9 protein-coding genes are annotated in these 11896 nt (G+C 53.8%); 4 read left to right on the forward strand and 5 right to left on the reverse strand.

Features of this window, described 5'->3' with window-relative positions; all coding sequences use genetic code 11:
* Window positions 1-10: 10 nt before the first annotated feature.
* Window positions 11-2800 (reverse strand): preprotein translocase subunit SecA, encoded by a 2790-nt coding sequence (secA, locus tag KV190_RS05460; RefSeq protein ID WP_460194934.1) that lies wholly within the window; start codon window positions 2798-2800, stop codon window positions 11-13.
* A 66-nt stretch (window positions 2801-2866) separates the two neighbouring features.
* Complete coding sequence (locus KV190_RS05465; protein WP_460194935.1) at window positions 2867-3178, reverse strand: Mo-dependent nitrogenase C-terminal domain-containing protein; 312 nt, start codon at window positions 3176-3178, stop codon at window positions 2867-2869.
* 262 nt (window positions 3179-3440) lie between these two features.
* On the opposite strand from KV190_RS05465, the gene KV190_RS05470 reads away from it, so the two are divergent.
* The 4 genes from KV190_RS05470 (at window position 3441) to KV190_RS05485 (ending at window position 8366) form a co-directional block, all read left to right on the forward strand.
* A complete protein-coding gene (locus KV190_RS05470; protein ID WP_460194936.1) occupies window positions 3441-4448 on the forward strand; it encodes a radical SAM protein in 1008 nt (335 codons plus the stop codon).
* Window positions 4369-5733, forward strand: a complete 1365-nt coding sequence (locus KV190_RS05475) for a glycosyltransferase family 2 protein (RefSeq protein ID WP_460194937.1) — start codon at window positions 4369-4371, stop codon at window positions 5731-5733. The genes KV190_RS05470 and KV190_RS05475 overlap by 80 nt, the downstream gene beginning before the upstream one ends.
* A gap of 80 nt (window positions 5734-5813) precedes the next feature.
* Window positions 5814-6860, forward strand: coding sequence for a PstS family phosphate ABC transporter substrate-binding protein (locus KV190_RS05480; RefSeq protein WP_460194938.1), 1047 nt, complete (start codon window positions 5814-5816; stop codon window positions 6858-6860).
* A 9-nt stretch (window positions 6861-6869) separates the two neighbouring features.
* Window positions 6870-8366, forward strand: coding sequence for a hypothetical protein (locus KV190_RS05485; RefSeq protein ID WP_460194939.1), 1497 nt, complete (start codon window positions 6870-6872; stop codon window positions 8364-8366).
* Between the two features lies 1 nt (window position 8367).
* On the opposite strand, the gene KV190_RS05490 is transcribed toward KV190_RS05485, so the two are convergent.
* The 3 genes from KV190_RS05490 to KV190_RS05500 form a co-directional block, all read right to left on the reverse strand.
* Window positions 8368-9198, reverse strand: a complete 831-nt coding sequence (locus KV190_RS05490; RefSeq protein WP_460194940.1) for a Tab2 family RNA-binding protein — start codon at window positions 9196-9198, stop codon at window positions 8368-8370.
* A 194-nt stretch (window positions 9199-9392) separates the two neighbouring features.
* Entirely contained in the window at window positions 9393-10406 is a 1014-nt protein-coding gene (gene cydB, locus KV190_RS05495; RefSeq protein WP_460194941.1) for a cytochrome d ubiquinol oxidase subunit II, read from the reverse strand.
* 10 nt (window positions 10407-10416) lie between these two features.
* Window positions 10417-11862, reverse strand: coding sequence for a cytochrome ubiquinol oxidase subunit I (locus tag KV190_RS05500; RefSeq protein WP_460195232.1), 1446 nt, complete (start codon window positions 11860-11862; stop codon window positions 10417-10419).
* Window positions 11863-11896 lie beyond the last annotated feature (34 nt).

Consider the following 11896-nt stretch of genomic DNA (forward strand, 5'->3'; position numbering starts at 1 on the left):
GGCAACTCGGCTAGGCCTGATCTGAGGACGAGGACACTTCCTCTGGGGGCGGTGCCACTTGGGGCTGGAACTGGAAGAGGGAATACACAACATTGCGGCGAATCATCACCATCATGTCCAAGAACAATTCATAGCCCTCCCGTTTGTACTCCACCAAGGGATCCTCTTGGCCATAGCCCCGTAGGCCGACCGACTCCCGCAGGGCATCCATCTGTTGTAGGTGCTCCCGCCACAGCAGGTCAATCTGTTGCAGGATAAAGAACCGCTCCGCTTGCCGCATCAGACCCGTTTGAATGCGCTCAATTTCTGCTTCTTTTTGCTCGTAGGCGGTGCGCACTTGCTCATGCAAAAAGGCCTGCATCTCCGGTACGCTGAGATGGGCTAGATGCTCAGGGCGCAGATCCGACAGCAAATAGACAAATTCCTGCACCTTGGCCACCAAGCCCTCCAAATCCCATTCCTCTGGCGGCAGATCGGGATTGACATAGGCGGCAATAATGTCATCCATGGTTTTTTCGGCGTACTCCAGCACCCGATCCTTGAGGTCTTCCCCTTCCAGCACCCGCCGCCGCTCAGCATAGATGGCACGCCGCTGGTTATTCATCACCTCGTCGTATTCAAAGACCTGCTTGCGGATGTCGTAGTAGTAGGTTTCCACCTTGCGCTGGGCATTTTCTAAGCTGCGGGTGAGGAGTCCCGATTCAATGGGCATATCTTCGTCAACGCGCAGGGCATTCATGATACTGGCGACGCGATCGCCCCCGAAAATGCGCAGCAGGTTATCTTCCAAGCTCAGGAAAAAGCGTGTGGATCCGGGGTCGCCTTGGCGTCCGGCCCGTCCCCGCAACTGGTTATCAATCCGCCGCGATTCATGGCGTTCTGTGCCAATCACATGCAAGCCACCGAGGGCCACCACTTCTTCATGTTCCTTCTTGGTGACCACCTCATATTCTTCGCGGATACGGTTAAAGGCATCCCGCAGGGCTTGAATCACAGGGTCTTGGGTCGGTGCTTTCTCCGAGGCGATCGCCAGCATGTCCTCCGCCTGCAACTCCGGCAAACTGCGTTCACCATAGGTCTTGACCGCCACATCCACCGCATGGCGCAGCAGCTTTTCCGCATCCTTACTAATTTCGCAGGGGAAGAGTCCCGGCGAGGCCTTCCAGTTTTTCTGCGCCGCCTGACTAAAGCCTTGGCCACCGCCGCGATCCATTTTCAGCCCCAACAGCATCATCGGGTCATCACTGGGGGGCATGACAATGCGAGGCATAAAGTATTCCCGCACCTTGAGGCGTGCCATGTAGTCGGCATTTCCCCCCAAGATAATGTCGGTGCCTCGGCCGGCCATGTTGGTTGAGATTGTCACTGCGCCCTTGCGGCCCGCTTGGGCAATGATCTCCGACTCCCGTTCCACATTTTCGGGTTTGGCATTCAGCAGGTTATGGGGAATTTCCAACTCCCGCAGCAGTTGGGACAATAGCTCCGACTTTTCAACACTGGTGGTACCCACGAGCACTGGGCGACCCGTAGCGTGAATCTCGGCACATTCAGAGGCCACGGCCAGCCATTTACCCCGCTCGGTTTTATAGACCACATCGGGAAAGTCCCGCCGCTGACTGGGGCGATTGGTGGGCACCACCGTCACTTCTAGCTTGTAGATTTTCTCGAACTCTGCCTCCTCGGTCTTAGCTGTCCCCGTCATCCCCGCCAACTTCGGATAGAGCAAAAAGAGATTTTGGTAGGTAATTGTGGCGAGGGTTTGCGACTCATTTTGAATGTCGAGGCCTTCTTTGGCTTCGATCGCCTGATGCAGGCCATCACTCCAGCGGCGACCCACCATGACCCGTCCCGTGAATTCATCCACAATCACCACTTCACCATTGCGGACAATGTAGTTCACATCCCGCTGGAAGAGTTCCTTGGCCTTGATAGCATTAAAGATATAGTGTGCCCAAGGGTCTTGGGGGTCATAGAGATCGCTGACCCCCAGCAGTTTCTCCGCCTCGATAAACCCCTCATCGGTCATCAGCACATTGCGGGCTTTTTCATCCACCTCATAGTGCTCGTCCTTTTTCAGAAGACGGGCAACCTCAGCCGCCTTGAGGTACTTCTCGGTGGGACGCTCCACTTGACCTGAAATAATCAGGGGGGTGCGGGCTTCGTCAATCAGTACCGAATCCACCTCGTCAATGATGCAGTAGTTGAAGGGACGCTGCACCACTTCGGCCATGGATGTGGCCATATTGTCCCGCAGGTAGTCAAAGCCAATTTCGCTGTTGGTGGCATAGGTGATATCGCAGGCATAGCTTTTCTGCCGCTCTTGGGGAGCCATGTGCTGCTGAATCAGCCCGACCGTCAGACCCAAAAAGCGATGCACCTGCCCCATCCATTCCGCATCCCGCCGTGCCAGATAGTCGTTGACCGTAACAATGTGCACTCCTTTGCCCGTTAGGGCATTGAGGTAGGCCGGCAGCGTGGCCACGAGGGTTTTCCCTTCCCCCGTTTTCATTTCGGCAATCTGGCCATCGTGGAGAATCATGCCACCGATGAGCTGGACATCAAAGTGGCGCATCCCCAGTACCCGTCGTGAGGCTTCGCGCACCACGGCAAAGGCCTCGGGCAGTAAATCATCGAGGGTCTCGCCATTGTCGAGTCGCTGCCGAAACTCAGCCGTTTTCGCCTGTAGCTCACTATCGCTTAGGGGCTGAATTTGCTCCTCCAGCAGGTTGATCTCGACCACAAGGGGTTGATACTTTTTAACCTTGCGCTGATTGGGATCGCCAAATAGGGCTTTCAGCATGCGACGGGCACCATGGATACAAAGCTATACATTTTAATCGTATAGCAACTGCAAGTTCCTCGCTGCCTAGACGTATTGGCTGATGTCCTCTTGGCAGACATCGCTGAGGTAGGTGAGGGCACGAAAACGCAGCATCACGACCTCCTCATAAAAGGGATTGAGTTTACACAGGGGGGGAATGGTGATGACTGGCCGACCGAAGAGGGAGAGGGTGCGGGCAAAGGGGCATTGGGCTGGAATCAGGCGGCAAATGCGGTGGGCGATCGCTGGCGTTGTGATCGGATAAGTCATTAACCACTGACGGATTTTGGTCATTAAAGAAGTAGGTGTGCGTTGGGCAAGGAGTTGATTCATGGGGCTGTCCTCACAATTGCGCATACCCTCACGGTAAAAGATAATCTAGGCAAATAGCAACACGGTTTTGATATAAAAAATCTTTATTAATAATAAGCATTGCTAAACTTGCAGCCGCTTCAGGTGAGGAATCGCCGTCCTTCAGCTCAGCAGAGTGCTAAACTGTTCAGCAACTCAAACTCTAATGAAGTTTTGTCTAGAAATTTTTCAATTGCTTGCATAAACTCATTTACTGCTTTTGCCCATTCATCTTGGCCTTGCTTGAATTCGTTAAGGAAGATACCCAATGCGTCCACTGGTTGCTAACTACTACCTGACCTACCGCTGTAACGCCCGCTGCCACTTTTGCGACATTTGGGCACTGGAACCGGGTAAAGAAGCTGACTTTAGCGCTATCCAAACCAATCTCCGCGATTTGAAACGTTTGGGGGTGAAATATGTGGACTTTACGGGGGGTGAACCGCTGCTGCGTGCCGATGCCCCAGCCATCTACCGTGAAGCCAAGCGTCTCGGTTTCATTACCAGCATGACGACAAACACGATTCTCTATCCCCGCCGTGCCAAGGAAATTCAGGGCTTGGTGGATTTCTTGAACTTCTCCCTCGATGGGCCTGATGCGGCCACCCATGATCAGTCGCGGGGTGTGAAAATTTTTGACACGCTGGTGGAGTCCGTCAAAATTGCCCTTGAGCTTGGCGAATATCCGGTGCTAAATCACACCGTCACTGCTCAAAATTATGAACGCATTGGTGAGGTAGCCGAATTTGCCCAGAGTCTGGGGGTACGGGTTTGGTTGAACCCCGCTTTTACTGCCCATGAAAACTACAACGACAAGAAGAACCCCACCCCTGAAATTGCCGACCACATTGAACAAAATGCGAAGAAGTATAACAATGTTGGTTACAATAAGGCAGCATTAGCCCTCATCCGTGCGGGGGGAAACAATACCCAAAATCCCCGTTGCAAGGCGGTGGATGCAGTCATTGCCATTTCCCCCAATGATGAGTTGCTGCTACCGTGCTACCACTTTGCGCAGAAGGGAGTCCCCATCAATGGTCGCCTGTACGAACTGTACAAGTCCTCCGAGGTGGTAGAGGAGTATCGCCGCTCCCAAGGCCGACTCTCCGTCTGCGAAGGCTGCACAGTGTGGTGTTATCTCATTCCCAGCTTCTTTAAGGGAGTGGATAAGTACTGGTTTCTCAATCAGGTGACCTATGCCGGAGAATTCCTGGCCCGAAAACAGTTTCTACAACGAAGCCGATCCCCTCGACGAACTCCTGTCGGAGTGGGTTGATGCCCCAGAGAGTCCTCCATTACAACCGCGTTCTGAGGGTCGCCGTCGCAAGGCTTTCCTAGCGCTCTCTCTGATTTGGGGGAGCACGATCGCCCTGCATCTCATTGTGGGTGGCATTTGGCTGATCTATGCCCTAACGCTGCTGATGAGTTTGCAAACGCTGCGCTACTGGCGAGCCAAGCCGCAAACGTTACCTGCTTTAGGGGCCACAGAAAGTGTGCAGCCGATGGTGTCTTTGGTGGTGGCGGCGAAAAATGAAGAAGCGGTGATTGGTCGCCTCGTGAAAAACCTTTGCCGCTTGGATTATCCCCACTACGAGGTGTGGATTATTGATGACAACAGTAGCGATCGCACCCCCGATATTTTGAACGAACTACAAAAGCAGTATCCTCACCTCAAGGTGCTGCGGCGGCTGCCGGGGGCGGGGGGCGGCAAATCCGGTGCCCTGAATCAGGTGTTGCCCCTGACCCGCGGAGACATTATTGGTGTCTTTGATGCTGATGCCACGGTACCCCAAGATCTCCTGCAAGAGGTGGTCAACCGCTTTCAAGTAGCCAGTGTCGGCGCGGTGCAAGTGCGCAAAGCGATTAGTAATGCCGAGATTAACTTACTAACCCAAGGCCAAGCCGCAGAAATGATCCTTGATGCCTACTATCAACAGCAGCGGGTGGCCTGTGGCGGCATGGGAGAACTGCGGGGCAATGGCCAATTTGTGCGGCGACAAGCCCTAGAGCGCTGCGGCGGTTGGAATGAAGAAACCATTACTGACGATCTGGATCTCAGTTTGAAGCTGCATCTCCACGGTTGGCAGATTGACGTGCTGATGAATCCAGCGGTAGAGGAAGAGGGCGTGACTACACTCCTGGCACTGTGGCACCAACGCAATCGCTGGGGTGAGGGGGGCTACCAAAGCTATCTCGACTACTGGCAACCCTTGCTGCGCAATCGCCTCGGCTGGCAAAAAAGCTGGGATGTGCTCTGCTGGTTTTTGATCAAATATGCCATTCCTACGGCCACAATTCCCGACTTGCTGATGGCCGTGCTGCGCCATCGTAGCCCGCTGCTGGTGCCCCTGACGACACTGAGCTTTACGATTTCGATGGTGGGGATGTTGCGGGGTATTCCGCAGGCACAATCGGTGAGCATTTGGCAACTCTTTTGGCAGAGTTTGCGGGGAACCCTCTATATGCTCCATTGGCTACCAGTCGTGAGTACGACGACACTCCGCATGGCAGTACGGGCGAAGCGCCTCAAGTGGGTGAAAACTGTGCACCACGGCGTCTAAACCTAAACATTGGCCCAAAAAAGATCAGTGCGGGGACAACCTTGAGCTAGGCTAGGGGCAGAGTTTTGACTGGTTCTGCCATGTCTCGCAATAGCAACCTGCTGCCCTTGCTGGTGTCTCTTGTGCTTACCTGTGGTCTATTGGGGGTGGGGGCAGTGCTCGTGATTCGGTTACTGGGCAATCAAAATCCCCTCGAACAGGTGACTGAAAACTTGGGGGTACCCCAGAGTACGCCAGAGATGGCGGCTGCCAATTTCAGCGATGTCAGCAATGTTCCCAGTGGCACGTTTCAATACGGGGGCAGTACGACCTGGGCACCGATTCGCCGCGATGTGGATCCCCTGATTCAAGCAGCTTGGCCGAATTTTCGTCTGCGCTACACGGATCCACCCACCGGTACACCGGGGTCGGGCAGTGGCATTCGCATGTTAATGAATCATCAACTGGCCTTTGCCCAGTCTTCGCGCCCCCTCAATGAGCAGGAGCGGCAGCAGGCGCAGAGTCAAGGGCTGAAATTGCTGGAACTACCGGTGGCGATCGATGGCATCGCGATCGCCGTTAATCCCAACCTCCAGATTCCCGGTCTCACGGTGCAACAAGTGGTTGATATTTACACGGGCAAAGTGAGCAACTGGAGCCAAGTGGGCGGTCCAAATCTAGCCATTACCCCCTTTTCACGGCGGCTGGAAGATGGCGGAACGGTGGAGTTTTTTGTCCAAGATGTCTTGGGGAACCAACCATTCAGTCCCAAGGTGGTGATGGTGCGGGATACCACAGATGCCCTACGGCGGGTGGGGGCGACCCCCGGCGGCATTTACTATGCCTCGGCACCAGAAATTGTTGGTCAGTGCAGTGTGCGACCCTTGCCCTTGGGGCGGCAACCTAATCAGTACGTTCCTCCCTATCAGGAACCCTATGTGGATCCTGCCCAATGTCCACAGCGGCGGAATACGCTGAACTATCGTGCCTTTCAGGATGGCAGTTACCCCATGACCCGTCGCCTGTTTGTGATTGCCAAGGATGAGAATAGCCCGGATGCCCAAGCCGGTCGCGCCTATGCAGCACTGTTATTGACGGATCAGGGACAAACCGCTATTGAAAAAGCGGGGTATGTTCGCTTGCGTTAGGGGGGTGTGATGTTTGATAAGCCCTTGAATCGAACCTATGAACGGATCATGGTGGCGATCGCCAGCCTGAATTTCCTCTTGGTGCTGTTTGACCTCACTTACATTCCGCTGCGGGATTTTTGGCTATTGGGTAAGGTGCGCATTCCTCTAATTCAGCGGGTCATTTATTTGCCTCAGCCCTTCCCAATCACTCCCTTGTACGATCCCATCAAGGGCATCGAACCCCACCGCGCCACCCAAGCATATATTGAAACCGTTGCTAAGCTGCGGCAGACGATTACTGAACAGGGGGTAGATGCCCCAGCCACTCAAGAGTTACTGGCTCAGTTGCGCCAACAAAGTTCAACGATGGTGGACACCGACCCCTTTGCATTGGCCAATAAGACGGGCACCCTCGAACGCATTAAGAACCTGATGCGGCTGAAGGTCTTTGGCCGTCGCGATGCCTCCTCAAAACAATCCTTCGAGCGATTTTGGAGTCCAGAGTATATCAACGAACAGAACTGGCAGACCAACCTTGCTTGGTTTGAGCAGCAAATTATCCCCCTGATGGCCACGAACTACTGGCGGCGCTACGGTGAGGATGGCAACTTCATTGATCACTTTGATGCCATTGATATTCCCTTTAATCTCCTCTTTTTGGTGGAATTCTTGGGACGCACGTTTTGGCTGAGTCGGCAATATCGCGGTGCCCGCTGGCGGGATGCGATGTTCTGGCGCTGGTACGATGTGCTGCTCTTTTTCCCCTTTTGGTGGCTGGCACCCACTTGGGCATGGCTGCGGATTATCCCGGTCACGATTCGCCTTGATCAAGCGGATATTATTTGCCTTGATAGTCTTGAACGGCAGGCCTCTCAGGGCTTAGTGGCAGCGATCGCCACCGATATTTCTGAAGTGGTTGTCCTGCAAGTGCTCACACAACTACAAAAAGCAATCCGTCGCGGCCAATTTAGTCGCTGGCTACCGCGTGTCTCTGGTGTCCAAGGGAGCAAGAAGACCCTCAATGACATTGATGAACTGGGGGAACTGGCGGCCTTGGTTGGACAGGTGGTCATTTACCGCGTGGTACCGCAATTGCGACCAGAAGTAGAACGCTTAGTGGCCTACAGTGTGGATCAGGTGCTGCGGCAAGCGCCCCCCTATCGGCGGCTATTGGAGATTCCATCCCTTGAGGCTTTACCCCTGCACTGGCGCCAGTCCCTTGCCAAGGAGATTAGCGATCGCCTCTTTCTGCTATTGGAGCAAGCCAGCAAAAACCAAGGCAATCCACCCCGCGAGGGGGCATTACTAGTGAGTCAACTGGCGCAAAAATTTGGCCAAACCCTCAGTGCCGAACTCCAAGAGGAACAGGTGGGCAAGGTGATTCAAGACCTGTTGGTGATGTGGCTAGAGGAAATCAAAATTAATTTTGTGCGGCAGACCCACATTGAAGGCATTGAAACGGTTTTGGATGAAACCCGTGCCCTGCAGGAAAGCTTGGAACAGGGGCAACTCAAAAAACCTTAGGCTATTCAAGGGGTTGGAGCAGCCAGAGAGCCGTGTAGGTGGTGTCATTGGGGGTCGGTTGGATGAGGAGAAAGTGCAGACCTTGAGTGGAGCGCAGGCGATCGCGAAAGAGTTCTCCTGCTTGGGCAATCTCGGCATTCTCAAATGTCAAAAAGACCCAGCGATCGCGCAAGCCACTGTGCAACACCACCCCGCAGGGCCGCCCCGGCACAAACTCCAAGCGATAGGGCACCTGCTCTTGGAACCACCGCGCTAGCTTCAGGGACTTGCGACCACCGTAGAGAATAATGCCCGGAATCAGCGTATCGGAAGCCAAGCCTAAAGACGCCGGTAACATCGCCATTTCAAAGGCCAGAATCCGCAACGGATATTGCATGAGTTGTTCCAAGTCGGGGGGGGTAATTGCTGCAAATTGCCACGAGTCTCCCCAAATATCCTCCGGCAGCGGCAATGGCGGCGGCTGCTCGATCGCCAATGGATCATAGGCTTCACCTGTGTAGGTTTTCAGGCTTTGGTATTCCTGAGTGCGTTGACGCAGGTAGTGCTTCAGAGCCGGCGTGCGGCGGGTGGCTTCGAGGGGAAGGTTGAGTTCTTGGCAAGCCACTTCCACGAGGCCTAAACTCTGGGGACGAAAGACCTGTACCCGCTGCGGTAAGGGCTGCCCACAACTTTTGAACTCTGTAGCCAGCCATGAACTGCTCACGAGGGGTTCTGGGCAAAAAGCTGTGTAGTAAAAATTTTCTTCAGGGTCACAAATCACCAGTTCCCACAGATCAAGACCACTGGGGGTACGCAACGGCCGACGGTAAAGGTCAACTTGCCAACAGGACATCGACGGAATGAATGAGCAAAAAGAGGTGACAGCCCTTTTCAGAAGCACCCCGCACGATCGCCCAGTTTGGCCGATAAACCCTAAAACGAATCCCTAGGCTGAGGCATCGATCTGAAGAAAGGCTGTATTTTGCTATTGTGCCTCTTTTTTTTCTGATTTGTTAGCCTATTTTCATCTGCATTTCTTGACCATACCTAGGCCACAACTTTGCCACGAAAGACGAGGTAATTATAGAGGTTATAAGCCAACATAATTGGGATTAAGAAAGCGACGAAAATCAGCATAAAGACTTGGGCACTGGGAGAGGCTGAAGCTTCGTAAATTGTGACGCTGGGGGGAATAATATTCGGGAAAATGACAAAGCCCAAGCCAATAAATGACATCAGAAAAAGCAAAAACGTCCACACCAAGGGCATGACTTCTTCGCGCTTTTGTAAACTACGCAGCAATAGAAAAATCAGCAAGATACCCAAAGCAGGAATTGCCGCAAAAATATAGAACAGCGGTGGCTGAAACAGTTGGGCACGCAGGTGCTCATGGAAGATGGGGGCGCTAATGGTAATCAACACAGCCCCGATAAACGTTGTCCAAGCTGCAATCGTCGCCGTGCGGTAGTGGGTTTGCTGCAACTCACCCGTGGTTTTGTAAATCAGATAGGTTGACCCAATCAGCACATAGCCCTGAATCAGCGTCAGTGCCACCAACACCGAGTGCCACGTCAGCCAATCCCACATGCCGCCCGCAAAGTGACCTGCGGCATCTACTTTGATGCCCTCAAAAACGGTGCCCACCGCAAAGCCCTGTCCCAAGGCGGCCAAGAAACTGCCAATGCCAAAGGCAAGGTTCCACACCCGTTTATTATTGGCATTCTCACGAAACTCGAAGGACACTGCCCGCAAAATCAGCCCCACCACCATAATCACTGCGGGTAGGTAAAGGGCATTGAGGATTGTGGCATAGGCCAAGGGAAAAGCACCAAATAGCGATCCACCCATCAGCACCAACCACGTCTCATTGGCATCCCAAACATTGCCAAGGCTGGTCATGAGGATATTGCGGCGCCGTTCATCGCTACTGGTGAGGGAGAGAATGCCAATGCCAAGGTCAAAGCCATCCAGCAAAATGTAGAGAAACAGGAAAAGACCGAGGATAAAAAACCACACCTGAGGTAGAAAGTGCTCTAAGGGGGCAAGGGGATTCGGTTCCATGGCTATTTCCTTATTGCTGAGTCTCTAGGGGACGGCGATCGGGTTGGTGTTCTGCCAGTTTGATGCGGATTTCCAGTTCTTCCGCATTGGCTTGGCCGGGCACTGGCAAAGCAACGTTGGGACCTTTTTGAATAATGCGACTACCAAAGAAAAGAGCCGCAAAGAAGAAAATCGTGTAGAGGGCAACCAAGCCACTGAGGGAAAAGAGCACCAATTGGGGGGGTAAATCGGAAGCGGCTTCAGCCGTCCGCAACTGACCATAGACAATCCACGGTTGACGCCCGACACAGCGCACAATCCAGCCCGCTTCGACGGCAAGGTATCCCAAGGGGCCTGCAAAAATCCAGCCCCACCAGAGCCACTTGTAATGGCGTAGGCGATCGCCCTCGAGACCGGTGCGCCACCAGACAAAAATCGTGACCATCGCTAGAGCCGCGAGGTACAGACCAATGGCCACCATCAGGCGAAAGGAATAGTAAATCAGGCCAATCAAATGGGGGCGATCGCTGGGTGCCCACTCCTTCAAGCCCAGAATCGGGGTGTCTAGCTTGGGCTTCAGTTCCAGTAGATAGCTCAGCAGGCCGGGAATTTTCACTTCCAAGGTATTTGCTTGGGCTGCCTCATTGGGTAAGGCAATCACACTCCAGTCCGCAGGCGTACCCGCTGGCACCGTTTCCCACAGGGCTTCCATGGCGGCTAATTTGGCGGGTTGGTAGTGATAGACCTGCTCAGCACTCAGGTGGCCGACAAACACCTGTAGGGGAGCAATCACCAAGGCCATGACCAACACCACCTTCAGGGATTTGGTGAAGAAATTGGGCAGGCGGTTTTGCAGCAAATACCAAGCACTGATGCCACCAATGACAAAAAGCGACGTTTCGAGGGTGGCAAAGAACATGTGGGCAAAGCTCTTGACCATGAAGGGGTTGGCGATCGCTTGGAAGTAGTCCTGAACGCGGAACTTCCCCTCAACAAAGACGCCCCCCGCCGGGGTCTGAAGCCATGAGTTGGCCGAGAGAATCCAGAAGGTGGAGAGGTTGGCACCAAAGGCAACACAGATGGTGGAAATCCAGTGCATCACTGGCGGTACCCGTTGCCAGCCAAAAATCATAATGCCCAAGAAGCTGGCTTCCAGCATGAAGGCCATGGTGCCCTCAAAGCCCAAAACGGTGCCAAAGAAATCCCCGACGGATTCCGAGAAGGGCGCCCAGTTCAGACCAAACTGAAAGGCCATCGGCAACCCCGAAGCCACGCCAATCCCGAAGTTGAGGATGTACAGCTTTGACCAAAAGCGCGCATGGTGATAGTAGGTCAGGTTCTTGGTTTTCAGCCACAGCCCCTCAATGACCACAAGGTAAATACTCATGCCCGTCGTCAAGACCGGCCAGAGCATATGGAAAATGGCCGTGAGGGCAAACTGCCAACGGGAGAGAACAACGGTATCGAGGCTATCCAGTGTCATAAGACCACCTAGGGGTTGACCTGCCTTA

This window comes from Thermosynechococcus sp. FA-CM-4201 (genome assembly GCF_054689355.1).